At 67.8% G+C, this 22954-nt stretch carries 27 protein-coding genes and 1 pseudogene; 18 read left to right on the top strand and 10 right to left on the bottom strand.

Features of this window, described 5'->3' with window-relative positions; all coding sequences use genetic code 11:
• Both A5652_RS02675 and A5652_RS02670 read left to right on the top strand, forming a co-directional pair.
• On the top strand, positions 1–672 hold a 672-nt coding region (locus A5652_RS02675; RefSeq protein ID WP_067346363.1), incomplete at its 5' end, for a DUF4436 domain-containing protein.
• Between the two features lie 30 nt (positions 673–702).
• Positions 703–2166, top strand: coding sequence for an HNH endonuclease signature motif containing protein (locus A5652_RS02670; protein WP_067346354.1), 1464 nt, complete (start codon positions 703–705; stop codon positions 2164–2166).
• A 15-nt stretch (positions 2167–2181) separates the two neighbouring features.
• Here the strand turns inward: A5652_RS02670 and A5652_RS02665 are convergent, their stop codons facing one another.
• The gene (locus A5652_RS02665; RefSeq protein ID WP_067346351.1) at positions 2182–3504 is read right to left on the bottom strand and encodes an adenylate/guanylate cyclase domain-containing protein; all 1323 of its coding nucleotides are present in this window, start codon (positions 3502–3504) and stop codon (positions 2182–2184) included.
• A 327-nt stretch (positions 3505–3831) separates the two neighbouring features.
• Here A5652_RS02665 and rplN point away from each other — a divergent pair, with 327 nt between their 5' ends.
• The 10 genes from rplN to rplO all read left to right on the top strand — a co-directional run bounded on the left by rplN (position 3832) and on the right by rplO (position 8115).
• Positions 3832–4200 (top strand): 50S ribosomal protein L14, encoded by a 369-nt coding sequence (rplN, locus tag A5652_RS02660; RefSeq protein WP_003403649.1) that lies wholly within the window; start codon positions 3832–3834, stop codon positions 4198–4200.
• Complete coding sequence (gene rplX, locus A5652_RS02655) at positions 4200–4517, top strand: 50S ribosomal protein L24 (protein WP_066999320.1); 318 nt, start codon at positions 4200–4202, stop codon at positions 4515–4517. The genes rplN and rplX overlap by 1 nt, the downstream gene beginning before the upstream one ends.
• Positions 4517–5080, top strand: coding sequence for a 50S ribosomal protein L5 (rplE, locus tag A5652_RS02650; RefSeq protein ID WP_067346349.1), 564 nt, complete (start codon positions 4517–4519; stop codon positions 5078–5080). Before rplX ends, rplE begins: the two co-directional genes overlap by 1 nt.
• A 4-nt stretch (positions 5081–5084) precedes the next feature.
• Complete coding sequence (locus A5652_RS02645; RefSeq protein ID WP_007167851.1) at positions 5085–5270, top strand: type Z 30S ribosomal protein S14; 186 nt, start codon at positions 5085–5087, stop codon at positions 5268–5270.
• A gap of 85 nt (positions 5271–5355) precedes the next feature.
• Positions 5356–5754 carry a 30S ribosomal protein S8 gene (gene rpsH / locus A5652_RS02640; RefSeq protein WP_065074381.1) on the top strand — a complete coding sequence of 133 codons (399 nt, stop codon included), beginning with the start codon at positions 5356–5358 and terminating at the stop codon, positions 5752–5754.
• 23 nt (positions 5755–5777) lie between these two features.
• Complete coding sequence (rplF, locus tag A5652_RS02635; protein WP_066999330.1) at positions 5778–6317, top strand: 50S ribosomal protein L6; 540 nt, start codon at positions 5778–5780, stop codon at positions 6315–6317.
• A 41-nt stretch (positions 6318–6358) separates the two neighbouring features.
• Complete coding sequence (gene rplR / locus A5652_RS02630; protein ID WP_197513717.1) at positions 6359–6727, top strand: 50S ribosomal protein L18; 369 nt, start codon at positions 6359–6361, stop codon at positions 6725–6727.
• Between the two features lie 49 nt (positions 6728–6776).
• The gene (gene rpsE, locus A5652_RS02625; RefSeq protein WP_067346345.1) at positions 6777–7460 is read left to right on the top strand and encodes a 30S ribosomal protein S5; all 684 of its coding nucleotides are present in this window, start codon (positions 6777–6779) and stop codon (positions 7458–7460) included.
• Positions 7457–7675: a 50S ribosomal protein L30 gene (gene rpmD, locus A5652_RS02620; protein WP_067346343.1), complete on the top strand. Its 219-nt coding sequence runs from the start codon at positions 7457–7459 to the stop codon at positions 7673–7675. Before rpsE ends, rpmD begins: the two co-directional genes overlap by 4 nt.
• A complete protein-coding gene (gene rplO / locus A5652_RS02615; protein WP_064950241.1) occupies positions 7672–8115 on the top strand; it encodes a 50S ribosomal protein L15 in 444 nt (147 codons plus the stop codon). Before rpmD ends, rplO begins: the two co-directional genes overlap by 4 nt.
• Here the strand turns inward: rplO and A5652_RS02610 are convergent, their stop codons facing one another.
• Positions 8116–9042 (bottom strand): LLM class flavin-dependent oxidoreductase, encoded by a 927-nt coding sequence (locus A5652_RS02610; protein ID WP_067346340.1) that lies wholly within the window; start codon positions 9040–9042, stop codon positions 8116–8118.
• Positions 9043–9080: 38 nt separating this feature from the next.
• Between A5652_RS02610 and sppA the strand changes: the two genes are divergently transcribed.
• Positions 9081–10853, top strand: coding sequence for a signal peptide peptidase SppA (gene sppA / locus A5652_RS02605; protein ID WP_067346338.1), 1773 nt, complete (start codon positions 9081–9083; stop codon positions 10851–10853).
• On the opposite strand, the gene A5652_RS02600 is transcribed toward sppA, so the two are convergent.
• Genes A5652_RS02600 through A5652_RS02590 form a run of 3 tightly spaced genes read right to left on the bottom strand, consistent with a single transcriptional unit; the run spans position 10850 to position 13635 of the window.
• Entirely contained in the window at positions 10850–11779 is a 930-nt protein-coding gene (locus tag A5652_RS02600) for a class I SAM-dependent methyltransferase (protein ID WP_067346335.1), read from the bottom strand. The two genes, sppA and A5652_RS02600, sit on opposite strands and share 4 nt — an antisense overlap.
• 22 nt (positions 11780–11801) lie before the next feature.
• The gene (locus tag A5652_RS02595) at positions 11802–12698 is read right to left on the bottom strand and encodes a class I SAM-dependent methyltransferase (protein WP_067346333.1); all 897 of its coding nucleotides are present in this window, start codon (positions 12696–12698) and stop codon (positions 11802–11804) included.
• A complete protein-coding gene (locus tag A5652_RS02590) occupies positions 12691–13635 on the bottom strand; it encodes a class I SAM-dependent methyltransferase (protein WP_067346330.1) in 945 nt (314 codons plus the stop codon). The genes A5652_RS02595 and A5652_RS02590 overlap by 8 nt, the downstream gene beginning before the upstream one ends.
• Positions 13636–13732: 97 nt before the next feature.
• Here A5652_RS02590 and A5652_RS02585 point away from each other — a divergent pair, with 97 nt between their 5' ends.
• A complete protein-coding gene (locus A5652_RS02585) occupies positions 13733–14509 on the top strand; it encodes an SDR family oxidoreductase (protein ID WP_067346327.1) in 777 nt (258 codons plus the stop codon).
• Positions 14506–15738 carry a zinc-binding dehydrogenase gene (locus A5652_RS02580; protein WP_067346325.1) on the top strand — a complete coding sequence of 411 codons (1233 nt, stop codon included), beginning with the start codon at positions 14506–14508 and terminating at the stop codon, positions 15736–15738. The genes A5652_RS02585 and A5652_RS02580 overlap by 4 nt, the downstream gene beginning before the upstream one ends.
• On the opposite strand, the gene A5652_RS02575 is transcribed toward A5652_RS02580, so the two are convergent.
• Together A5652_RS02575 and A5652_RS02570 are read right to left on the bottom strand one after the other, a co-directional pair.
• Complete coding sequence (locus A5652_RS02575) at positions 15735–16769, bottom strand: dihydrodipicolinate reductase (protein ID WP_156745117.1); 1035 nt, start codon at positions 16767–16769, stop codon at positions 15735–15737. The two genes, A5652_RS02580 and A5652_RS02575, sit on opposite strands and share 4 nt — an antisense overlap.
• 52 nt (positions 16770–16821) lie before the next feature.
• The gene (locus A5652_RS02570) at positions 16822–17469 is read right to left on the bottom strand and encodes a class I SAM-dependent methyltransferase (protein WP_369805731.1); all 648 of its coding nucleotides are present in this window, start codon (positions 17467–17469) and stop codon (positions 16822–16824) included.
• A 73-nt stretch (positions 17470–17542) separates the two neighbouring features.
• On the opposite strand from A5652_RS02570, the gene A5652_RS02565 reads away from it, so the two are divergent.
• Positions 17543–18457 carry an AraC family transcriptional regulator gene (locus A5652_RS02565; protein WP_082983745.1) on the top strand — a complete coding sequence of 305 codons (915 nt, stop codon included), beginning with the start codon at positions 17543–17545 and terminating at the stop codon, positions 18455–18457.
• On the opposite strand, the gene A5652_RS02560 is transcribed toward A5652_RS02565, so the two are convergent.
• The 3 genes from A5652_RS02560 to A5652_RS02550 are packed head-to-tail and all read right to left on the bottom strand — an operon-like array spanning position 18382 to position 20896.
• A complete protein-coding gene (locus tag A5652_RS02560) occupies positions 18382–19266 on the bottom strand; it encodes an MBL fold metallo-hydrolase (RefSeq protein WP_067346320.1) in 885 nt (294 codons plus the stop codon). The two genes, A5652_RS02565 and A5652_RS02560, sit on opposite strands and share 76 nt — an antisense overlap.
• Positions 19266–19919, bottom strand: a complete 654-nt coding sequence (locus tag A5652_RS02555; protein WP_067346317.1) for an L-fuculose-phosphate aldolase — start codon at positions 19917–19919, stop codon at positions 19266–19268. Before A5652_RS02555 ends, A5652_RS02560 begins: the two co-directional genes overlap by 1 nt.
• Positions 19916–20896 carry an NAD(P)-dependent oxidoreductase gene (locus A5652_RS02550; RefSeq protein ID WP_067346313.1) on the bottom strand — a complete coding sequence of 327 codons (981 nt, stop codon included), beginning with the start codon at positions 20894–20896 and terminating at the stop codon, positions 19916–19918. The genes A5652_RS02555 and A5652_RS02550 overlap by 4 nt, the downstream gene beginning before the upstream one ends.
• Before the next feature lie 30 nt (positions 20897–20926).
• Here A5652_RS02550 and A5652_RS02545 point away from each other — a divergent pair, with 30 nt between their 5' ends.
• A complete protein-coding gene (locus A5652_RS02545; RefSeq protein WP_067346357.1) occupies positions 20927–22288 on the top strand; it encodes an FGGY-family carbohydrate kinase in 1362 nt (453 codons plus the stop codon).
• Between the two features lie 9 nt (positions 22289–22297).
• Positions 22298–22885: pseudogene (locus tag A5652_RS02540) on the top strand (GNAT family N-acetyltransferase); the annotation flags it as partial.
• Positions 22886–22954 lie beyond the last annotated feature (69 nt).

The raw sequence follows: 22954 nt of genomic DNA, 5'->3' as shown, positions 1-22954 counted from the left end.
GAGGTGCTCGCCTATCCCGGAGTTGCCCAGTACGACAATCGTTTTGACGTGCTGGCCAACGATGTCGCGGTGCGCCTGTATCCGACGAGCGACCTGGGCGACCTGCAATACCCGAAGGGCAAGGCCCCGGCGCAGCTCAGCACCACCATCGAGGCGCACGGCGACCCCGGTAACTGGCCGTTCGACTCCTACCAGACCGAGCCGATCGCGGCCGACGCGTTCGTCGGGACCGGCGACAACCGCAAGAAGGTGCCGGCCCGCGTCGAGGTGACCGGCGCGCTGGACGGCTGGGACATCAGCGTCAACCGGGTGCACGACCCGAGCGCGCTGCCCACCTCCCGCGCGACCGACAACGGCAACGTGGTGATCACGCTGAAGCGAGCCAAGGGCCCGCTGATCTTCGACCTCGGGATCTGCCTGGTGCTGATCAGTCTGCCCACGCTGGCACTGCTGGTCGCCATTCCCATGGCGCTGGGCCGGAGGAAGTTTTTGCCGCCGTTCGCCACCTGGTACGCCGCGAACCTGTTTGCGATCGTCCCGCTGCGCAACATCCTGCCCGGGGCGCCGCCCCCGGGTTCGTGGATCGATCAGGCGATCGTGCAGTGGGTGCTGATCGCGTTGGTCACGGCCATGAGCCTGTACATCGTGGCGTGGATTCGGCAGGGCGACTGATTGTCGTAGGCCGCTGGCATAATCGAACGCATGTTCGAGTGGTGGTATGCGTCCCAGGAGACGCCCGAGTCGGCGGCGTTGCTGGAACGCGTGCGCGAGGCCGGGCGCGCGGAGGCGCGGGCGGCCGCTGAGCGGCTGGTGGCCGCCGGTGAGTTGCTGGTGCTGCGTTGTCGGCAGTCGGGGGAGTGCGCGGACTGGTCTGCTGATGCGTGGGACGCGGTGGCCGCGCAGGTGGGTGCGGCGCTGGGCTGCAGCGTGGCGATGGGGCATAGCTACTTGCGCTATGCGATGGCGATGCGGGACCGATTACCGCAGGTCGGTAAGGCATTTCAGGCGGGCGATATCGATTATCGGGCGTTTCAGACGATCGTGTTTCGCACCGACTTGATCACGGATGCCGAGGTACTGGCCCGCGTCGATGCGCAGGTTGCGGGGCTGGTGTCGCGGCGCCCCTCGCTGACCCGCGGTGGCTTAGCCTCCGCGGTGGACCGGGTGGTGGCCGTCGTCGATGCCGACGCGGTGCGCCGCGCCAAGGACGCGGTCGCCGATCGCTATGTGGATGTGTTGTCCAATGATTCGGGAATGGCGTATCTGACCGGCAGCATTTTTGCCACCGACGGCAAAGCCCTCGACCGCCGCCTCGATGCGGTGGCAGCCACGGTGTGCGACGCCGATCCACGCACGGCCACGCAGCGGCGCGCCGATGCGTTGGGGGCGTTGGCCGCCGGCGGCTCGCGGCTGGTGTGCGGCTGCGGGCGTAGTGATTGTGCTGCGGGCGCGCCGGCGCCCAAGAGCAACGTCGTGATCCACGTGATCGCCGACCAGGCCAGCCTCGAGGGCCGTGGGTTTACCCCGGCCGTCTCGCCCGGCGTTGAGGGGCTTATCCCGGCCGAGGTGGTCGTCGAGCTGGGCCGCTCGGCGCGACTGGTGCCGCTGGCGACACCGGGGGGTGCTGAAACCCGCTACACACCCTCGACCGCGCTGGCCGACTTCGTGCGCTGCCGGGATTTGACCTGTCGGGCCCCAGGATGCGACCGTCCGGCCACCGAGTGCGATCTCGACCATACGATCCCGTACGCCGACGGCGGCCCCACACACGCCTCGAACCTCAAGGCGCTGTGCCGTCTTCACCATTTGATGAAGACGTTCTGGGGTTGGCGCGACCGACAGTTACCGGATGGGACCGTGATTTGGACGCTGCCTGACGGACACACCTACGTAACCACCCCGGGCAGCGCACTGCTGTTTCCCAGTTTGTGCGTTCCCACCGGCGACGTGCCTGGAGTCGCCACTCCCAGGCCCGAACGCTGCGCCGACCGCACCGCGATGATGCCCAAACGTCGCACCACCCGGGCCCAAAACCGCGCCGCGCGCATCGCCACCGAACGGCGCCACAACCGCGAGGCACGGCAAGCGAAAGGTCGAGAACGCGAGGCCGCCTACGTCGGTCCCGCGCCACCGCCCGATGGCGACGACGATCCACCGCCATTTTGATTGACGGGCAACGGTTTACGCAGAGGCGACGGCGAACAGACGCCACTCGCCGGGCACGCCCTTGAGCTCGTGCGCACCGCGGTCTTCGAATTCGAGCCCTGACCCGATCACGAGGTCGCGCAGCGTGCTGGACACCAGTACGTCGTTCGGCCCGGCGAGGGCGCTCACCCGCGCGCCGATGTGCACGCCGATCCCGCCGATGTCGTCGCCGCGCACCTCGCACTCACCGGTGTGCAGCCCGGCGCGCACCTGGATGCCCAGCGCCTGCACCGCGTCACGAATTGCCATGGCGCAGCGGATCGCTCGCTGCGGGCCGTCGAACATCGCCAGGAAGCCGTCACCGGAGGTGTTCACCTCGCGGCCCCGGAAGCGGGACAGCTGCGAACGCACGATTGCGTCGTGCGAGTCGAGCAACGCACGCCAGTCCCGATCACCCATCGCCGCGGCCCGGTGCGTCGAGTCCACGATGTCGGTGAACAACACGGTGGCGAGAACACGGTCCTCAGGCACGTTCGGCTGCTCGCCGGTCAGAAACTTCGCGATCTCCCGGAACGAATCGCGCCATGGTTCGACGAAGTGATACGAGTTGCGCCCCGGCAGCTCAACGTATTTCGCGCCCGATATGCGATCGGCGACGTCCTTCCCTAAAACTGGCAGGGCGATTGGGTCGTCGGCGTGGTGGAGGACGAGGGTGGGCACGCGGATTGTCGGAAGCACCGCTCGCACGTCCACTTCGGACAGGAGCGGCTGCATGAGGGCGACGGTCGCTGGGCTCGCCGCCAAGCGTTCGTATCGAGCCCAAGCTGCGCGGATCTCCTCGTTCCACGGCATGTCCGGATTCAAGACATGCTCTAACTCGCCCGTGCCCCACATGGCGACCACGGCGGCAATGATTTCTTCCGACGCGGGCGCTTCAGTCGTCATTTCAGCCTGCGGAATGGCGTAGCCCTCAAGCACGACGAGCGCCGCAGTGCGGGATGGATGTGTTGCCGCGAACAGCGCCCCTGTCGCGAACGAGCCATCAAACGCGACGAGGACCGCTTCGCGACTTCCTAGATGGTCAAGCACCGCGGTGATGCTGTCGGCCCACTGCTCCAAGGTCGGCAGAGCCTCCGGCGTGACCGGATCCGAGGCTCCCGTGCCCGGCTGGTCGAAAAAGATCAGTCGCCCGAGCGACCTCATGGCCTCGACCCACCCTTGAACGGACGGTAGCTCCGGAAGAAGCTCGCAGCACGTGAACCAGTTCGGAACGAAAACGATGTCGCGAGAACCTCTGGGCGACGCGCGATACGCGATGCGCAGATCGCCGTTCATCGCATACCGCGTCTCCGAGAACATTGCGGAAGTCTAGTTCTCAGCGAGCGGCCCAGCAGGCGTTTTCCCACGTCAAGGACGTGCAGTCGACATATTGATCGCCGATTCGATGCCCTCGTATGACGACGGCGTTCCCGATCCCGGTCGCCTTCGCGCAGAATTTGGCTCTGAGCTGGTCGTCCCCTAGACTCTAGGGGTTGCCTTGGGCAGACCTCGGCCGGTGCGAATCGGCCCCGCGTGCCCTTCGGTGACAAAGACCGCGCACGTCAGGTTTTTGGTGGGTCATGCCCGCCGAATGCTCATCCAGGTGGGTTCTCCTGCCGTGCACACGCAACCAGGTCAGGAGATCGAGTGATTCAGCAGGAATCGCGACTGAAGGTCGCCGACAACACCGGCGCCAAGGAGATCTTGTGCATCCGTGTGCTCGGCGGTTCGTCGCGACGCTACGCCGGCATCGGTGATGTCATCGTCGCCACCGTCAAGGACGCCATCCCCGGCGGCAACGTCAAGCGTGGGGATGTCGTCAAGGCGGTCGTGGTGCGCACGGTCAAGGAGCGCCGACGTCCCGACGGCAGCTACATCAAGTTCGACGAGAACGCCGCGGTGATCATCAAGCCCGACAACGACCCGCGCGGGACGCGCATCTTCGGGCCGGTGGGCCGCGAACTGCGCGAGAAGCGGTTCATGAAGATCATCTCGCTTGCCCCGGAGGTTTTGTAATGAAGGTCCGTAAAGGCGACACCGTGCTGGTCATCGCCGGCAAGGACAAGGGCGCCAAAGGCAAGGTGCTGCAGGCTTACCCGGAACGCGACCGAGTGCTGGTCGAGGGCGTCAACCGGATCAAGAAGCACACCGCGATTTCGACCAACCAGCGCGGAGCGCAGTCGGGCGGCATCGTCACCCAGGAAGCCCCCATCCACGTCTCCAACGTGATGGTCGTCGACTCGGACGGTAAACCCGCCCGCGTCGGTTACCGGGTCGACGAGGAGACCGGCAAGCGTGTTCGTATCTCCAAGCGCAACGGCAAGGACATCTGATGAGTACTGCAGAGAAAGTTCAGCCGCGCCTGAAAGAGCGCTACCGCAGCGAGATTCGTGATTCGCTGCAGCAGCAGTTCGGCTACGCCAACGTCATGCAGATCCCGACGGTGACCAAGGTCGTCGTCAACATGGGTGTCGGCGATGCGGCGCGGGACGCGAAGTTGATCAACGGCGCGGTCAGCGACCTGAGTCTGATCACCGGGCAGCGCCCGGAGATCCGTCGCGCGCGCAAGTCCATCGCGCAGTTTGAACTGCGCGAGGGCATGCCGATCGGTGCGCGGGTCACCCTGCGCGGGGACCGGATGTGGGAGTTCCTGGACCGGCTCACCTCGATCGCGCTGCCTCGTATCCGCGACTTCCGCGGGCTTTCGCCCAGGCAGTTCGACGGCGTCGGCAACTACACCTTCGGTCTCGCCGAGCAGTCGGTGTTCCACGAGATCGACGTGGACAAGATCGACCGGGTCCGCGGCATGGACATCAACGTCGTCACCTCGGCGACGAATGACGACGAAGGGCGAGCGCTGTTGCGGGCTCTCGGCTTTCCGTTCAAGGAGAACTGAGTAGATGGCAAAGAAGGCACTGGTCAACAAGGCCGCACGCAAGCCTAAGTTCGCGGTGCGCGGCTACACGCGTTGCAACAGGTGCGGCCGCCCGCGCGCGGTCTTCCGCAAGTTCGGCCTGTGCCGGATCTGCCTGCGCGAGATGGCGCACGCGGGCGAACTGCCCGGCGTGCAGAAGAGCAGCTGGTAACAGCCCTAACCCCCACGACCAACTCAGAAAAGGTGCGCGACAGGCCCGGACCGGGAACCACCGCGAGGAAGGTACCAACGCTGTCATGACGATGACGGACCCGATCGCAGACTTCTTGACACGTCTGCGCAACGCCAATTCGGCGTATCACGACGAGGTGACGCTGCCCCACTCCAAGATCAAGGCGAACATCGCCCAGATCCTGAAGAGCGAGGGTTACATCACCGATTACCGGACCGAGGATGCTCGGGTCGGCAAGTCGCTGGTCGTTCAGCTCAAGTACGGGCCGAGCCGGGAGCGCAGCATCGCCGGCCTGCGCCGCGTGTCCAAGCCCGGTTTGCGGGTGTACGCGAAATCCACCAATCTGCCGCGCGTGCTCGGCGGCCTGGGTGTGGCGATCATCTCCACCTCCTCGGGCCTGCTGACCGACCGCCAGGCAGCCCGACAGGGCGTGGGCGGCGAAGTCCTCGCGTACGTCTGGTAAGGGCGGGGAGGGAACGAAACACTATGTCTCGCATTGGTAAGCAGCCGGTTCCGGTTCCGTCCGGAGTCGACGTGACGATCGATGGCCAGAAGGTGTCGGTGAAGGGGCCCAAGGGCGTCCTGGATTTGACGGTGGCCGAGCCGATCACCGTGTCGCGCAACGACGATGGCGCGATCGTGGTCACCCGTCCGAACGACGAGCGGCGCAACCGCTCGTTGCACGGACTGTCGCGCACCCTGGTGTCCAACCTGGTCACCGGCGTGACGCAGGGATACACCACCAAGATGGAGATCTTCGGCGTCGGTTACCGCGTTCAGCTCAAGGGCTCCAACCTCGAGTTCGCGCTGGGCTACAGCCACCCCGTGGTGATCGAGGCTCCGGACGGCATCACGTTCGCCGTACAGTCGCCGACGAAGTTCTCCATCACCGGGATCGACAAGCAGAAGGTCGGCCAGATCTCGGCGAACATCCGCCGTCTGCGCCGCCCCGACCCGTACAAGGGCAAGGGTGTGCGCTACGAGGGTGAGCAGATCCGCCGCAAGGTCGGAAAGACAGGTAAGTAATCATGGCGCAAACAAAAGCTGACACCGCCGCGCGAAAGCCGTTGGGGCAGAGCGTTTCCGCGACTCGGCGCGTCTCTCGGCTGCGCAGGCACGCGCGGCTGCGCAAGAAGGTAGCCGGTACCCCGCAGCGTCCGCGGCTGGTGATCAACCGGTCCTCGCGACACATTCACGTGCAACTGGTCAACGACGAGAACGGGACCACGGTCGCCGCCGCGTCGTCGATCGAGGACGACGTGCGCAGCCTGCAGGGAGACAAGAAAGCCCGCAGCGTGCGGGTGGGCCAGCTGATCGCCGAGCGCGCCAAGGCCGCCGGCATCGACACCGTGGTCTTCGACCGTGGCGGATACACCTACGGCGGACGGATCGCGGCGCTGGCCGATGCCGCACGCGAGAACGGATTGCAATTCTGATGGACAGCGGAATGACGAAGAGCTTGAACACGACTGGAAGGACCGCATAATGGCGGAGCAGCCGACCGGCGGACAGGGCGCCGGCGACAGCCGTGACTCGCGCGGGGACCGCGACAGCCGCGGTCGCCGCGGCGACGGCGGTCGTGGCGGCCGCGACCGCGACGGCGACAAGAGCAACTACCTGGAGCGGGTCGTCGCGATCAACCGTGTCTCCAAGGTGGTCAAGGGTGGTCGCCGATTCAGCTTCACCGCGTTGGTGATCGTCGGCGACGGCCACGGCATGGTCGGCGTCGGCTACGGCAAGGCCAAGGAGGTTCCCGCGGCCATCGCCAAGGGCGTCGAGGAGGCCCGCAAGGGCTTCTTCCGGGTGCCACTGATCCGCGGGACCATCACCCACCCGGTGCAGGGTGAGGCGGCCGCCGGAGTGGTGCTGCTGCGCCCGGCCAGCCCCGGTACCGGTGTGATCGCCGGTGGCGCGGCTCGCGCGGTGCTGGAATGCGCCGGCGTGCACGACATCCTGGCGAAGTCGCTGGGTAGTGACAACGCGATCAACGTGGTGCACGCGACCGTCGCGGCGCTGAAGCTGCTGCAGCGTCCCGAGGAGGTGGCCGCTCGCCGCGGCCTGCCCATCGAGGACGTTGCGCCGGCCGGAATGCTCAAGGCGCGCCGCGAAAGTGACGCGATGGCCAGTGCGGCGGCACGAGAGGCCCAGACTTCGGGGGCACAACCATGAGCAGTCAACTGAAGATCACCCAGGTGCGCAGCACCATCGGGGCCCGCTGGAAGCAGCGTGAGTCCCTGCGCACCCTGGGTCTGCGGCGGATTCGCCACTCGGTGATCCGCGAGGACAACGCGCAGACCCGCGGCCTGATCGCGGTGGTCAGCCACCTCGTCGAGGTGGAGCCGGCCGAGGCGACGGCCAAGGGCACCGGAGGTAGCAAGAAATGACGATCAAGCTGCACGATCTCAAGCCCGCGCGCGGTTCGAAGACCGCCCGCACCCGGGTCGGTCGCGGTGAGGGCTCCAAGGGCAAGACCGCCGGTCGCGGTACCAAGGGCACCAAGGCACGCAAGAACGTGCCGGCGACCTTCGAGGGTGGCCAGATGCCGATCCACATGCGGCTGCCCAAGCTGAAGGGCTTCCGCAACCGGTTCCGCACCGAGTACGAGATCGTCAACGTCGGCGACCTCAATCGGCTTTTTCCGCAGGGCGGTTCGATCGGCGTGGACGAGTTGGTGGCCAAGGGTGCGGTTCGGCGCAACTCGCTGGTCAAGGTCCTCGGCGACGGCAAGCTGACGGTCAAGGTCGAGGTGACCGCGCACAAGTTCAGCGGCAGCGCCCGCGAGAAGATCACCGCCGCAGGCGGTTCGGCGACCGAGCTGTCCTAGCTAGGACAGCTGCGGAATCACTTCCGCAGCAAGGCGTTCCATCTGCTCGCGGTTCTCGGCGGCATCCGTGCCGACGGGATTCAGTAGCACCATCTGCGCCCCGGCGTCGATGACCGCACGCAACCCGCGGACCACGTCGTCGGGTGTGCCGGACACCGGGACGTCCTGCACGCCCGGCATCCGTCCGTAGATGCGGTCCAGCCCGTCGAGCACCCGTTCCCGGGCCCTGGCGGCGTCGTCGTCGACCATCAGGTAGACCCGTTTGCCGATGGTGAAATTCGCGGGGTCCTTCTGTTGCTCGTCGAGCTCGCGGCGCACGACGGTCACCGCCCCGGCGAACGCCTCGGTGGTCGACGATCCGGCGCCCAGGAATGAGTCGCCGTGCCGCACCGCGCGGGCCAGCGCCTTGGGCGCGAGGCCCCCGAACCAGATCGGCGGATGGGGCCGCTGCACCGGCTTGGGCTGAATCGGCAAATCGTCGACGTCGCGAAATCGACCGTGAAACGTCACCCTCGGCTCGTCGGACCACGCCGCCTTCATCAGTTCCAGGCCCTCGGTGAAGTACGAGATGAAGGTGTCCTTGTCGACGCCGAACGCGGCGAATTGTCGCCTACCGCCGCCGGGTGCGACACCGAGGTCGAGCCGGCCGTGGCTCAGGCGGTCGACTGCGGTCGCGGCCGCGGCCAACTGCAGCGGGTCGTGCAACGACGTCACCAAAACCGCGACGCCCAGTCGCAGCCGTTCGGTACAGGCCGCGCAATACGCCAGCAGCTCCAGCGGTGCCAGCAGCGGTGCCGGCCCGATGATCTGCTCGAGCAGCCAGCCGCCCTCGAATCCGAGCTCTTCGGCTCGTGTGAGGAAAGCGCGCAGCCCCGCTCCATCAAAGCCGTCGTAATCGAACTGCGGGATAGCGATGGCAAAGCTCACCCGACCACCGTACGGCCGCTCATCGGTAGTCTGCAGACATGTTCGCTTTCCTGCCTTCGGTCCCCGGCGTCGATGAGGTTCGGGCCCTCGCCGGACGGGTCGACACCGCCCGTCATCATGGCGTGCCCAACGGCTGCGTGCTCGAATTGGATCTGCGCGCGATGCCGCCGGAGACGTCAGGCTTTGATCCCCTGGCCATCATCAGCGGGGGGAGCCGGCCGACAGCGCTGCGCGACATTGTGGCGGCCATCTACCGGGCGGCCGAGGATCCGCGGGTCGCTGGGCTGATTGCGCGTGTGCAACTCACGGCGTCGCCCTCGGCCTCGGTGCAGGAGCTGCGCGAGGCAGTCGTCGCTTTCACCGCCGCCAAGCCGTCACTGGCGTGGGCCGAGACCTACCCCGGCACGCTGTCGTACTACCTGGCTTCGGCGTTTGGTGAGGTCTGGATGCAGCCCGCCGGGAGCGTCGGACTGATCGGCTTCGCCAGCAATGCCACCTTCCTGCGCCACGCGTTCGACAAGGCCGGCATCGAACCCCAATTCGTCGCGCGCGGCGAATACAAGTCGGCGGTAAACCGTTACACCGAGCACGGATTCACCGAGGCCCACCGCGAGGCCGTCACGCGGATGTTGCAGAGCGTTCAAGAGCAGGTGTGGGAGGCGGTCGCGGAATCACGCAAGCTCGATGCCGCCAGGCTCGACGCGCTGGCCGATCGTGCCCCGCTGTTGCGCGAGGAGGCGGTGGCGTCAGGCCTGGTCGACCGGATCGGATTCCGGGACGAAGCCTATGAGCGGATCGCGGAAATGGTTGGGGTGGAGGATGTTTCCGACACAACACCACCGCGGCTGTACGTGTCACGCTACGCGGGTGCGGTCCGGTCACGGCTGACCCCGCCCGTTCCTTCGGTTCCCGGCCTCCGCGCCAAGCCGACAGTGGCCGTCATCAACGTCGACGGCGAGATCGTCGACGGGCGTGGTGGTCCCCAGTTCCTGCCGTTCGGCAATTCCACCGTCGGGGGCGACACCATCGCCGCGGCCCTGCGGGAAGCCGCCGCCGACGACTCGGTGTCGGCGATCGTGCTGCGGGTGAACAGCCCAGGAGGCTCGGTCACCGCATCGGAAACCCTGTGGCGAGAAGTGAAACGGGCTCGCAAACGGGGCAAGCCGGTGGTGGCGTCGATGGGTGCGGTCGCCGCATCCGGCGGCTACTACGTCGCGGTGGCCGCCGACGCGATCGTGGCAAGCCCCGCAACCATCACGGGTTCCATCGGCGTGTTCACCGGCAAGCTGGTGTTACGTGATCTGCTGGAGCGGTTGGGCGTCGGGCTGGAAACCGTGCGTACCAACGCCAATGCCGATGCCTGGTCGATCGAGGCCCCGTTTACCCCCGAACAGCGCGCCCGCCAAGAGGCCGAAGCCGACTTGGTGTACGCGGACTTCCTGGAGCGGGTCGCCGATGGCCGCAATCTGACCACCGAGGCCGTCGACCGCGTCGCCCGGGGCCGGGTGTGGACCGGCGCCGACGCGCGCGAGCGGGGCTTGGTCGACGAACTGGGCGGCTTCCGAACCGCGCTGCGCCGGGCGAAAATCCTTGCCGGACTGGACGAGGACACCGAGGTGCGGATAGTGACCTACCCGGGCGGATCGCTGTTGGACATGCTGAGGCCGCGGGCCTCCTCGCAACCGGCCGCGGCGTCGCTGCCCGATGCTCTCGGCGCGCTGCTCGGTCGCACCATCGGCGGCATCCTGGACAACGTCGAACGGTCCTACAGCGGGACCAGCGCGCTGTGGGAGGGACCCCGGCGACTCTAGTCCGATGGGGGCGAGCCGGTCAGCTTGGCGCTGATGAAGACGATTTCGCCGAGCGGATCGTCGTTCTCCGGTGCGGGCACCTCGATGCCGTTGCGCCCAAAGAGTTCCGTACGCGTTACGCCCTCGGCCTGCCATCCGATGCTCGACAGATAGTCGATGACGTGGTTGCGTTCGCCCGCGTAGACCAGCGACGCCATGTCGATGTCGACGCCGTGTTCCCGAAACGAACCGGACATCTCGCGCACCCGTTCCGCGTCGAAATCCACGATGCCGGGCACGAATTCGGTGGCGATGGTGCTGCCGGCCGCACTGAGCGCGGTGATGTTGTCGAACAGCCGATCCTGGGCCTCCGGCGGCAGATAGATCAGCAGGCCCTCGGCCAGCCAGGCCGTCGGCGCCGCCGGACTGAATCCCGCCGCCTTCAGCGCCGCGGGCCAGTCCGCGCGCAGATCGATGGGAATGGTGCGACGCGATGCCGTCGGTTCGGCGCCCACATCGGCCAGGGTTGCGGTCTTGAACTCGATCACTCGCGGCTGATCGATCTCGTAGACCACCGTGCCGGGCGGCCAGGGCAACCGGTAGGCGCGCGAGTCCAGCCCGGAAGCCAGGATCACCACCTGGCGCGCCCCGCCGCCGGTGGCACCGATGAAGTAATCGTCGAAGTACTTGGTGCGCACGGCCATTCCGTCGGCCATCGATTGGATCCGCACCGGCGAGGCATTCTCGACGGCATCCAGATCGAGATCGCCGTCCATCATCTTGGTGAAGAACTCCACCCCGACCGCGCGCACCAGCGGCTCGGCGAACGGATCGTTGATCAAACCGCGGGGATCCTTGGTCGCCATCGCACGCCCGGCCGCGACCATCGTCGCGGTCGCGCCGACGCTGGACGCCAGATCCCACTCATCGTCGTGACTGCGTGACATAGTTGGAACCCTAACCCGAGCCCTACTTGAGGGTCGCGGCGACATAACTCAGGTCGCCGAAGGCCGCAACCAGTTCTTCCGGGAATTCGAAGCCGTTGTGCGCGTACAGTTCCCTGACGGCGTAGGCCGTCGCATCCCAGCCGTGCCCGGTCAGGTAGTCGACCACGACGCTGCGCTCACCCCGGTAGAACAGGTCACCCGCGTCGAGGTTGAACCCGGCGCGCCGCCACCGCTCGGTGATGCGCTGCATGCGCTCGTCGGTGAAGGAATTGGGGTCAGGAACGTGTTCGGTGGCCAGTCGGCTCCCCGGCGCGCTGAGCGCGGTGATGTTGTCGAACAGCCGATCTTGGGCCTCGGGCGGCAGGTAGGGTAGCAGCCCTTCGGCGCTCCATGCGGTCGGCTGGGTGACGTCGAATCCGCCCTCACGCAAGGCAGTTGGCCAGTCCTCGCGCAGGTCGATGCTGATGGTGCGGCGCTCGGCGGTCGGAGTGGCACCGAGGCCGGCCAGCGTTTTGGTCTTGAACGCGATGACCTGCGGTTGGTCGATCTCGTAAACCACCGCGCCCGCGGGCCACGACAAGCGGTAGGCCCTGGTGTCCAGGCCGGAAGCCAAGATCACCGCTTGGCGGACACCGGAATTGATGAAGAAGTCATCGAAAAACCTGGTGCGCACGGTGATCTGCTCGGCCCTGGTCTTGCGGTTCATCAGCGGGTCGTCGGCGAAATCGATCTCACCGTCGATGATCCGGATGAAGGGGTCCAGCCCGACGGCGCGGACCAGGGGATCGGCCAGTTGATCGTCAAGCAGTGGGTTGGGTCCCTGCGACGCCACGGCGCGGGATGCGGCGACCATCGTGGCCGTCGCTCCCACGCTGGACGCGAGGTCCCAGCTGTCGCCCTCGGTGCGTCCCTCACTCATAGATCCCCCAGGTGTACAGCATCTCGCCCATCCGCATGTCGTCGTCGGTGAGCGGGTCAAGTCCGTTGGCCGCGAACAGCTCTCGGATGCTGGCGCTGTTCAGCCGCCACCCGCGATCCGCCAGGTATCCAGCCGCCTCGTTGCGCTCGCCGAAGTAGACCAGCCCCGCCATGTCCAGCTCGAACCCGTGCGCGCGCCAGCGCTCGGAGATCGTCTGCATGCGCTCCCTCATCTTCTCCTCAGCGCCGGGCTCGGGGTTGGGTGCGCTCTCGGTGGCCAGCCGGCTGCCCGGGGCGCTGAGCTCGGTGATGGTGTCCAGCAGGCGGTCCTGCGCCTCGGGCGGCAGGTAGCCGAGCAGGCCCTCGGCGCTCCACGCTGTGGGCTGGGACGGGTCGAAGCCGGCGTTGCGCAGCGCGGTGGGCCAGTCGTCGCGCAGATCGACGGCCACCACGCGCCGCTCGGCGGTGGGGGTAGCGCCCAGATCGGCAAGGGAGCGGGTCTTGAATTCGATGACCTGCGGCTGGTCCACCTCGTAGACGACCGTCCCGGCCGGCCACGCCAACCGGTAGGGGCGCGCGTCCAGCCCGGAGGCCAGGATCACCGCCTGCTTGATACCCGCGTTGGTCGCGGCCAGGAAGAACTCGTCGAAGAACTTGGTGCGGACCGCCATGTTGTCGGCCATCCGCGACATCGCCCCGGCGGACCCCGCGGCGCCGTCGTGCACGTCGTTCAGCTCGGCGGGATCCAGCTCGCCGCTGGCCAGCCGGGAGAGCAGATCCACGCCGACCAGCTTGACCAGCGGCTCGGCGAACGGGTCGTCGATCAGCGGTTTGTCGGCGCGGGTGGCCATCGCGCGGGCCGCCGCGACCATCGTCGCGGTCACGCCGACGCTGGACGCCAGGTCCCAGGTGTCGCCTTCGTACCTGGTGGAGGTCATGTTTGTGCCCCTATCGGAGGTAGTCAATCTAATATTTAGCCGATATAACAAGCTTCTCTCACTGTACGCTTCCCGCGATTCGCGGCAACCTTGACTGATGGCGTACGCGGCGGCTGGTAAACGGGTGCTCATCACGGGCGCCTCGTCGGGATTGGGGGCGGCACTGGCGCGACAGCTGGCCGCCCGGGGCGCGGTGGTGGGGCTGATGGCGCGCCGGTGGCATCGGCTGGGCGAGGTGCTGGCCGACTGCCGGCACACCTCACCCGCATCGGCCATGTTCGTGGCCGACCTGGCCGACACGTCGGGGTTGGGTGACTTGGCGCTGCGGGCCTGGGATGAGCTCGGCGGCATCGACGTGTTGATCAACAACGCCGCGATACCCAAGCGGCGCAGCGTCGTCGCACTGGACCCGGGCGAGGCCGAAGACGTCATGCGGGTCAACTTCTTCGCCCCGATGCGCCTGACGCTGGCGCTGTTGCCGCGGATGCTGACACGCGGATCGGGCATGATCGTCAACGTGTCCAGCGTCGGCGGCCGGCTCGGAATAGTCCACGAAACCGCCTACTGTGCAAGCAAATTCGCGCTGTGCGGCTGGAGCGAGGCGATGGCCGTCGACCTGCACGACACGCCGATCTCGGTGAAGCTGATCGAGCCGGGCCCGGTCGACACCGAGATCTGGGACCACCCGGGCAGCGAGGAACCGCTCTACCAGGGACCCAAGGTGGCCCCGGACATGGTGGCCGACGGCATCATCGAGGCTCTGGGCAGTGAGCGCTTCGAGCACTACCTGCCCGACATGAAGGCCGTCGTTGACGCCAAGAACGCCGACCTGGATGCGTTCATCGCCGGGGCGGCGGGGATGGCATCCCGATGAAGGCACTGGTCTACGGCGTGCCGCCGGAGCCTTTCGAGGTTCCCGTCTATGCCAACCCGTTGACCCAGAACCTGGCGCAAACCCCGACCGCCCTGCGCGATCTACCGGATCCAGAACTGCCGCATGAGGACTGGGTGATCACCCGGCCGCGGCTGACCGGAATCTGCGGGTCGGATTCCAAGCAGATCCTGATGGATTTCGGCGAGGGCGACACCGACAACGCCATGGCGGCATTCTGTTCGTTCCCGCAAGTCATGGGCCACGAGGTGGTCGCCGATGTGGTGGCGCTGGGCCCCAAGGCCCGGGGGCTGCAGGTGGGGGAGCGGGTGGTGCTCAATCCGTGGCTGTCCTGCGGGCCGCGTGGCATCCAACCGCCCTGTCCCGCATGCGAAGCCGGTGACTACACCCTGTGCTGGAGTTTCGCCGACGGCGACATCAAGCCCGGCATTCACACCGGGGTCTCGGCCGACGTGACGGGAGGCTACGCCGAGCTGATGCCCGCCCACGACAGCATGCTGTTCGCCGTGCCGGACTCGATTCCCGACGAGCTGGCCGTGCTCGCCGACCCGTTCTCGGTGTCGCTGCACGCGGTCACCCGCCATCCGCCGCCCGAGGCCGGTGCCGCGTTGGTGTACGGGGCCGGCTCGCTGGGGTTGTGTGCGGTCGCCATCCTGCGGGCGCTCTATCCCGGCGTGGCCGTCGCTGTGGTGGCGCGCTTCGCCGCGCAGGCCGAACTGGCCCGCCGGTTCGGCGCCGCGAAAGTTCTTTCGCACGAACCGCGGCTGGCCGTCATCGAGGATCTGGTCGCCTGGGGTGGTGGCCGGCTGCGCCAGCCGCTGCAGGGTCTGCCGATGGCACACCCGGGCGCCGTCGACGTCGTCTACGACACCATCGGCAAGCCCGAAACTTTCGAAGTCGGCGTCCGGGTCCTGCGGTCGCGGGGGACGTTGGTGAAGGCCGGTGTTCATGCCCCCGGGCGCTGGGAGGACAGCCCGCTCTACTTCAAGGAGATCTCGTACGTCGGCTCCAACGCCTTCGGCGTCGAAGAGGTGGACGGGCAGCGCAAGCACGCCATCGCCCACTACCTCGACCTGGTTGCGGCCGGCCGAATTGATCTGCGCCCCATGCTGACTCACACCTTCCGGCTGGAGCAATGGCGAGACGCCTTCTTGGCCATCGCCAACCAGGGCGAAAGCGGCGCGGTGAAGGTGGGGATCGACCAGCGTTAGGCGAGTGCCCCCCGGGATCCGGTGATCGGCAGGTCGATCGGGGTAATGACGCCGGGTTGCGCGTCACAGAGAAACGGGATGGCGTTGACCGCCGCGACCGCGGTGCTGTCCATAAGTACCGTCATCACGTCCTGCCCGGGGTGGCCGAACCGGATCGTCGCGTCGACGTACGGTTCGCCGTCGATCACCACGCTGAAGCCTTTCGGGTCGTTCCATTTCGGTTCGAGCGCGTCGTCGCTCATGGTCCAGCAGATGGCCAGCTCGACCACGGGGCGGCCACCACGATAGCCGCGATAGGTGCGACGCTGCCCCCCGGCGGTTCCGGCCGCATAGTCCACCCAGCCCAGATTGAGATCCCTTGTCAGCACCGCGGGCTCGACGAATGCCTCCTTGGAGTCGAGCTCGGTGCCCAGCATTGTGGCAATCATGTCCAGCGTCTCGAAGTAGCCGAAGCCGTATCGCTGCGTCTCCGGATCCAGGTGCGTCACCGGCTCACGGGGTGGTTTGCCAAATCCCAGCACCTTCCACACGTCCTGTACGGGATAGGTTGTGCAGTCCAATGTTTCGACGAGCGTGACGCTGTCGATCCGTCGGCAGGCACCGGTGAGGAACCCGGCGACGACGTTGATGAAGCCCGGCTCGAATCCGGTGCCCAGGAATGTCGCGCCCCCCTGCCGCGCCGCCTCCTCGAGCGCCGGGAGTTCGGCCGGGTGATGGGTACCGGTCAGGAAATCTCCCGTCGTCACGACGTTGATGCCGGAGCGCAGCATCCTGATCACCAGCTCGTAGTCGATGACGCGGGGCATGTAGTTCACGCAGTCCGGCCGCAGCTCGATCAAAGCGTCGACGTCGGCGGTCGCGGCCACGCCGATCGGGGCGCGGCCGGCAAGCGCGCCCGCGTCGCGGCCCACCTTGTCCGAGCCGAAGGCATGAACGCCGACCACGTCGAGGTCGTCACGGTCCAGCAGGATGCCGAGCGCTCGGCTGCCAATGTTGCCGGTTGACCACTGGACTACGCGGTATGGCGCCATGTTTGACATCGTAGGCGTCTACGAATCACCACCAGTCCGCCTCGAGCGGCCGCTAGGCGGGGCGCGTCGCGCGATAGTAGGTGAGTCGTCCAACCATGCGCTGCCGATGCGTGGCGACCTCAGTGCAGTCGAAACCGGCCCCGCACAGCAGGCGCGGAATCGCGTCGCCGAAGTTGCCTGCGGCGTGCCGGTTGCGCCTGATCAGCCGCGCCGCCAGGCCGTGTTCGGTGGTCGTGTCGCCGCCGATGTCGACCAGGTGCAGCCTGCCGCCGGGGCGCAGGACGCGGAACACCTCGGCCGCCGCGGCGGGTTTCGCGTCATCGGCGATGTGGTGCAGCATCATCGAAGACAGCACCCGGTCGAAACCGCCGTCGGCGTACGGTAGCTGCTCGGCGTAGCCCTGTTCGAACCGAATACCGTTGCACCCGTGCCCTTTCCGCTGGGCCCGATCCAGCGCGCGGGGGTCAGGGTCGCATCCGATCACCTCCACGGCGGGATGTGACCGTTTGACCCGGGTCGTGAGATTGCCCGTGCCGCAGCCTATTTCCAGGACGCGCTGGCCTTCGGCTAGCTCCGCCTGCTCGATCAAAGTCTCATAGACCCGGTTCATGCCCAACAAGCGGCTGATCACGTCGTAGCAGGGGAGTAGCGCATCGTGGCCGGCGGCCGGCAGGTAATCATGTGGATGATGTTTGGTCACAGAGTCCATGGTGAACCGCTGCATCCCCACAGAATTGGGTGATCCTTGGTGAAAATGGGACTATCTTTGGTGTATGACGCGGCCCGCTAGGTTGGTTCGGCAGCGCGCGGGCGTGCCGATTTACGAGTACCGCACCGATCCGGAAACGCCCCCGGTATCGGTGGTGCGGTCGGGTCCCGAGGATTTCATCGAGCGCGGTCGCCACATTCACGACTTCCCCGCGCTCTGGTACCTGCCCGCGGCTGGGCTGGTCTACGTGGCGGCCGCGGGCCAGGTGCTCGACCCCGAGCGCCTGGATCGTTGTGACGCCGGGGTGGCTGTGTTCTTCGACCCGGCCGCGCTCGGGGAGGACGCGCGATCGCCGTGGCCGGCGTGGCGGGCGCACCCGCTGCTGTTCCCATTCCTGCACGGACAGGTCGGCGGCATCCTGCGCCTCGACGTGCCCGCGGTGCGGCGGACGGCGTGGGACGCCGCGATCGGTTCGATCGAAATGGAACTGCGCGAGCGCCAGGATGGTTATCGACAGGCGACGCTGGCGCACCTGACCCTGTTGTTGATCGACCTTGCGCGGTTGGCGGGGCCGGTGGTGGCCCAGCTGCGACGCAGCGGGGAACCGCTGCTGGCCGATGTCTTCGAAGTGATCGACCGGCGTCACGCCGGGCCGTTGTCGCTGCGCGACGTGGCCGGCGAGCTCGGAATGACCTCGGGCCACCTCACGACGGTGGTACGCCGCCGCACCGGACGCACTGTCGGGGAGTGGATCACCGACCGCCGGATGACCGCCGCCCGCGTGCTGCTGGCCGAAACCGACCTGTCGGTCGCGGAAGTGGCCAGGCGGGTCGGGATATCCGATCCCGGCTATTTCAGCCGGCTGTTCGCCCGCGCGCACCGGGCCTCGCCCCGTGAATGGCGTCAGAGAGATTCGATGTCCAGCCACTGGGCAACGTCGAACCGGTCGGAGACCGCGCGGATCGTTGCGCCACCGTGACCCGGGTAGTGCGCGGGGATCAAGGCGGCCTTCGCTTGGACGGCCTCGGTGAATATCCGCCGGCGCGTGAGCGCGGCGGCGGGCGCGTCGACGTCGAAGGCGCACGCGTCGGCCGGCCGGCGCAGCTGCAGTGGGCTGTGGGTGAGATCGCCGACGAAGACCGCCGGCTGCCCGGCGTCCAGCCACAGCACGGAGGAGCCCGGCGTGTGTCCGGGCGCGGGCCGCAGTCGCAGCGACGGACTGATCTGGTAGTCGTCCGACCATTGGACGAGCTGGCCCGCCGCGTCGATGGGTAGCACGCTGTCGGCGAACACGAGCCTGTCACCGGGCTGTTCGCCCGCGGGCCCATCGGGTGCGAAGTGGCGGTAGTCGGCGGCCGGCACCAGGTATCGGGCATTGGGAAAGGTTGGGACCCATGCATCTTTCTCGAGCATCGTGTTCCACCCGACATGGTCGGAGTGGACGTGGGTGTTGACCACCACGTCCACGGCGGTGCGGTCGATGCCAGCGGTACGCAGCGCGGCCAGGAAGCCCGTGTTCAGGTGGTCCAGAGGCGGCATGTGCGGGCGTTGGCGATCGTTGCCGACACCGGTGTCCACGACGACCGTCAACCCGTCGACTTCGATGACCCAACTTTGGACCGCGATGTGCCACACGTCGGTCGAGGGATCGAAGAAGTCCGGCACCAGCAGATCGGCATTGTCCCGCCAGCCGGACGGCGGCGTCTGCAGGAAATAGCTTGTTTTCAGGTCGAATTGGAGTTCCAGGATTCGCGTCACGCTGGCGCGGCCCAACCGGATCGGGCGCATCAGGTGTTGGCGCGCAGGTAGCCGTAGACCGATGCGAAGTTGCGGTTGACGTCGTCTGGTATTGGCACGGGGCCACCGAGTGCGCGTGCGCCCCAAACGATTTGGGCGGTCCGCTCGACCAGGGCGGTGATGTGCAAGACCTTGTCGGGCCGCGGTCCCACCGCCACCAGGCCATGGTTGGCGATCAGCGCCGCGCCGCGGCCCTCCAGCGCCTTCACGGCGTTGATGCCGACGTCGGGCGTGCCCGATGCGGCATAGTCGGCGCACCGGACGTCGCCGCCGCAGTACACCGCGAACTCGTCGATGCACGCCGGGATCGATTCGTGGGCGATGGCGAACATGGTCGCCCACACCGGATGACTGTGAATGACGCTGCCGATGTCGTCGAAGGCCCGATAACAGGCCAGGTGCAGTTGCATCTCCGACGACGGCGACCTGCCCTCGGCCGCCTGCAGCACCGAGCCGTCCGCGTCGATCACCACCAGATCGTCGAGCTGCATATCGCGGTAGTCCACCGACGACGGGGTGATGACGACGTTGCCGTCGGCGCGCCGGGCCGAGATGTTTCCGGCTGTCCCCTCGACCAGGCCGCGGCGCAGCATGTCCTTGGCGGCGTCCAGCACCGCGGCTTCCGGGTTGTCGACGTGCTTCATGGCCCCAACACCTCCGGGTTGACGATATGAACGGGCGCCCTGCCGGCCAGCAGCGCCTCCAGGTCATCGGCCACCATCTGCGCCTGCCGCGCCTCGGTGTCGAAGGTGGCGCCCCCGATGTGTGGCGTCAGCACCACGTTGGGCATCCTCACCAGCGGGTGATCGACCGGCAGCCATTCGCCGGCGAAGTGGTCGAGCCCCGCTGCGCCCACCTTGCCCGCGGCCAGCGCGTCGACCAGGGCATCGGTGTCGTGCAGCTGGGCGCGCGCCGTGTTGAGGAAGACCACGCCGTCGTGCATGGCGGCGAACTCCCGCGCGCCGATCATGCCGGCGGTGGCGTCGGTGACCGGGGCGTGCAGCGAGACCACGTCGGCCTCGCTCAGCAGCTCGTCGAGGCTGTGCCGGGCATCGGGGTTGTAGGGGTCGTGCGCGATGACTCGCAGGCCTAATCCGGACAACCGCCATTGCGTCGCCCGGCCGACGGCGCCGAGGCCCACCAGGCCCGCGGTGAGTCCTGCGATCTCGGCCGCTCGAAATCGCTGATACGGGATGCTGCCGTCGCGAAAGATGTTGCCGCTGCGTACATCCGCGTCCGCGGCAAGCACGTGACGGGTGGCGGCCAGCAGCAGGGCCACCGTCATCTCGGCGACGGCATCGGCGTTGCGGGCCGGGGTATTGAGCACCGGGATGCCGGCCGCGGTTGCGCCCGCGATGTCGACGTTGTTGGGGTCGCCGCGGGTGGACGCGATCACCCGCACGCCCTGCTCGAACACCGGGCCGCGCACCGAATCACCTTCCACCACCACGATTTCGGCGGACTCGGCGGTGATCCGATCGGCCAGCTGCTCGGGACTGTAGATGCGCAGCGGCGTCTGCTCGAGCCAAGGGTCGTACACCACGTCGGCCAGCTCGCGCAGTTTGGCGAAGCCCGCTCCCCGCATCGGGGCGGTCACCAAGGCGCGCGGTTTGGACGTCACGAGTGCCAATGCTGGCGTACGGTGACGCCCGTGTCACGCAAAGACGTCACAATCGGCATCGACGTCGGCAGCACCGCGGTCAAAGCGATAGCCGCCGACGCCGACGGCAACGTGACCGGCCGCGTGCGCATCCCGCACGAGCTGCGGGTCCCGGCACCCGACCGCCTGGAGCACGACGCCGAGGCGGCGTGGCGGCGTGGACCGTCGGCAGCGCTGGGCGAGCTGATCCACCAACCCGGCATCGCGGCGGCGGCCGTCTCGGCGATGGTGCCGTCGATGACCGCGGTCGACGACAGCGGCACGCCCATCACGCCGGGACTCCTCTACGGGGACGGCAGGGGCCGCACGCCCGACGGCGACGCGCAGCCGTTGCCCGCGCTCGGCGAGGCCGCGGAGTTCCTGCGCTGGACGGCCGCCCACGCGCCGGGCGCCGCCGGATATTGGCCCGCGCCCGCGGTGGCCAACCACGCGCTGGCGGGCCAGCCCGTGATCGACATCGCCACCGCCGCCACGGCGTTCCCGTTGTTCGACGGGACCGGCTGGAATCCCGAAGCCTGCGCCGAGCGCGGCGCGGCCGTCGAGCAGATGCCCCGGGTCGAGAGCATGGGGGCCGTAGTCGGGCAGGTGCGCGGCACCGATGCCGCGCTGGCCACCGGCGCCATCGACGCGCTGTGCGAACAGATCGTCGCCGGCACCGATCGCGACGGCGACGTGCTGGTGATGTGCGGCACCACGCTGATCGTGTGGACCACCATCTCGGAGGCCCGGCAGATGCCCGGATTGTGGACCATTCCGCACACCACGCCCGGCAAGAGCCAGATCGGCGGGGCCAGCAATGCGGGCGGGCTGTTCCTGGGTTGGGTGGATCGCGTTGTGGCAGCGGCGGACCCGACCGCCGTCGAACCCGGGCGCGTTCCGGTCTGGGCACCCTATCTGCGCGGTGAGCGCACCCCGTTTCACGATCGGGACCGGCGGGGCGTGCTCGAGGCCCTGGATCTGACTCACGACGCCGCCGCGCTACGGCGGGCCGCCTATGAGGCGTCCGGCTTCGTGGTCCGCAGGCTCATCGAACTCGGCGGTGCGCCGGTCTCGCGCATCGTAGCCACCGGCGGCGGCACCCGAGTCGGGCCATGGCTGCAGGCCATCGCCGATGCCACCGGGCGCCCCGTCGAGGTGTCCGGAGTCGCGGAAGGGGCCGCGCTGGGAGCGGCCTTCCTGGCGCGCATGGCGGTCGGCCTGGAAACGACCATCGCCGATGCCGCCCGATGGGCGCGCATCGAGCGCACCGTCGAGCCCGACCCCGCCTGGGCGAGCGCTGTGGAGGATCGCTATCAGCGCTTCGGCGAGCTGGGAAGCCGTCGATGTAGCGCGGTGACACCACCGGCGTTCTAGGCTGGTGCAATGACCGACCAGGACCGCAAAGCCGCCCGCCGCGAAATCGCGGACGCATTGTTGAAAGCCCTTGAACGACGGCACGAAATCGCCGACGTCGTCGTGGAATCGGAGAACAAGGCGGCCGCGGTGGAGGCGATCGTTCGCTTGCTCGACACGTCGCACGTCGCCGCAGAAGCGGTGATGGGCATGTCGTTCGATCAGCTCACCATCGATTCGCGGCGCAAGATCCTCGCCGAGCTCGAAGACCTGAACAAACAGCTGAGCTTCACCCTGGGCGAGCGTCCGGCGAGCCTGGGCGAGACGCTGGAGTTGCGGCCCTTCTCCGCCGCGACCGACCGCGACATCTTCGCCGTGCGCACCGAGGACATCGGCTTTGCCGGCGACGGCTCCGGTGGACCCGCCGGCAACGTGGACGACGAGATCAGGGCCGCGCTCGGCCGTGTCGCCGACGAAGAGGCTGCATGGTTCGTGGCCGTGGACTCCGGCGAGAAAGTCGGCATGGTGTTCGGCGAGCTGGTCCGGGGCGAAGTCGACGTCCGGATCTGGATCCACCCCGATCACCGTAAGCGGGGCTACGGCACCGCCGCGCTGCGCTGAAAGCTCAGCGGGGGTTGGCCGCCGGTGCGCGCACGACCATGGGCACCGCGGGGAAACACCACGCCA

This window comes from Mycobacterium sp. 1165178.9 (genome assembly GCF_001673555.1).
GTDB lineage: Bacteria > Actinomycetota > Actinomycetes > Mycobacteriales > Mycobacteriaceae > Mycobacterium.
Note: the sequence above shows the minus strand (reverse complement) of the source record. Positions and strands in the feature narration are given on the sequence as shown.

Bases quoted from the DNA above. Each gene is read 5' to 3' on its own strand.
- A5652_RS02670 (WP_067346354.1), top strand. From the start codon at position 703: ATGTTCGAGTGGTGGTATGCGTCCCAGGAGACGCCCGAGTCGGCGGCG.
- A5652_RS02665 (WP_067346351.1), bottom strand. From the start codon at position 3,504: ATGTTCTCGGAGACGCGGTATGCGATGAACGGCGATCTGCGCATCGCG.
- rplX (WP_066999320.1), top strand. From the start codon at position 4,200: ATGAAGGTCCGTAAAGGCGACACCGTGCTGGTCATCGCCGGCAAGGAC.
- rplE (WP_067346349.1), top strand. From the start codon at position 4,517: ATGAGTACTGCAGAGAAAGTTCAGCCGCGCCTGAAAGAGCGCTACCGC.
- A5652_RS02645 (WP_007167851.1), top strand. From the start codon at position 5,085: ATGGCAAAGAAGGCACTGGTCAACAAGGCCGCACGCAAGCCTAAGTTC.
- rpsH (WP_065074381.1), top strand. From the start codon at position 5,356: ATGACGATGACGGACCCGATCGCAGACTTCTTGACACGTCTGCGCAAC.
- rplF (WP_066999330.1), top strand. From the start codon at position 5,778: ATGTCTCGCATTGGTAAGCAGCCGGTTCCGGTTCCGTCCGGAGTCGAC.
- rpsE (WP_067346345.1), top strand. From the start codon at position 6,777: ATGGCGGAGCAGCCGACCGGCGGACAGGGCGCCGGCGACAGCCGTGAC.
- rpmD (WP_067346343.1), top strand. From the start codon at position 7,457: ATGAGCAGTCAACTGAAGATCACCCAGGTGCGCAGCACCATCGGGGCC.
- rplO (WP_064950241.1), top strand. From the start codon at position 7,672: ATGACGATCAAGCTGCACGATCTCAAGCCCGCGCGCGGTTCGAAGACC.
- sppA (WP_067346338.1), top strand. From the start codon at position 9,081: ATGTTCGCTTTCCTGCCTTCGGTCCCCGGCGTCGATGAGGTTCGGGCC.
- A5652_RS02600 (WP_067346335.1), bottom strand. From the start codon at position 11,779: ATGTCACGCAGTCACGACGATGAGTGGGATCTGGCGTCCAGCGTCGGC.
- A5652_RS02595 (WP_067346333.1), bottom strand. From the start codon at position 12,698: ATGAGTGAGGGACGCACCGAGGGCGACAGCTGGGACCTCGCGTCCAGC.
- A5652_RS02590 (WP_067346330.1), bottom strand. From the start codon at position 13,635: ATGACCTCCACCAGGTACGAAGGCGACACCTGGGACCTGGCGTCCAGC.
- A5652_RS02585 (WP_067346327.1), top strand. From the start codon at position 13,733: ATGGCGTACGCGGCGGCTGGTAAACGGGTGCTCATCACGGGCGCCTCG.
- A5652_RS02580 (WP_067346325.1), top strand. From the start codon at position 14,506: ATGAAGGCACTGGTCTACGGCGTGCCGCCGGAGCCTTTCGAGGTTCCC.
- A5652_RS02575 (WP_156745117.1), bottom strand. From the start codon at position 16,769: ATGGCGCCATACCGCGTAGTCCAGTGGTCAACCGGCAACATTGGCAGC.
- A5652_RS02565 (WP_082983745.1), top strand. From the start codon at position 17,543: ATGACGCGGCCCGCTAGGTTGGTTCGGCAGCGCGCGGGCGTGCCGATT.
- A5652_RS02560 (WP_067346320.1), bottom strand. From the start codon at position 19,266: ATGCGCCCGATCCGGTTGGGCCGCGCCAGCGTGACGCGAATCCTGGAA.
- A5652_RS02555 (WP_067346317.1), bottom strand. From the start codon at position 19,919: ATGAAGCACGTCGACAACCCGGAAGCCGCGGTGCTGGACGCCGCCAAG.